This window comes from Neisseria sp. P0021.S005, assembly GCF_051956955.1.
Map to the genome: position 1 here is coordinate 1 of NZ_JBQCWY010000966.1, position 449 is coordinate 449.

At 57.5% G+C, this 449-nt stretch carries 1 pseudogene; it reads left to right on the top strand.

The annotated features are described in order from the left end of the window. Positions 1-449: pseudogene (locus ACTHUE_RS20405) on the top strand (TonB-dependent hemoglobin/transferrin/lactoferrin family receptor); the annotation flags it as partial.

Below are 449 nucleotides of genomic sequence, written 5' to 3' on the forward strand. Positions count from 1 at the left end.
GGCTTGGGTTCGCAATCGCGCGGGCCGGTAACCATCGCAACATCTGAGAGCAACGCCCGCGACCGTATCCGCCGTCAACGTATCGAAGCAGGCTACCGCTACACTGGCGAAGGCCGTCTGAAAGAAGCCAACCTGACTGCCTATCAGCAAAAACTGCGTACGGAAGACGATGCCGTCGATGCGAGCATTACGCGTATGGGCACGCGCCAATTAGGTAACTCGACCCGTTATTCCGACTACGGTTTCAATCAGACCATACGCGGGCTGAACGGACGCAGCGTATGGGAATTTGACGGCGCGGTCAAACAAACCGTCGTTGCCGGCGCCGAATACAAACACACCGAGACCGCCCGTCCGCGCGACAGCCTGACAGTGGACAATCTGACCGGTGCCGTCAGCAAAGTTTATGCAGGCAGCACCTATCCGAATAAAACTTTCCCCGACAGCAA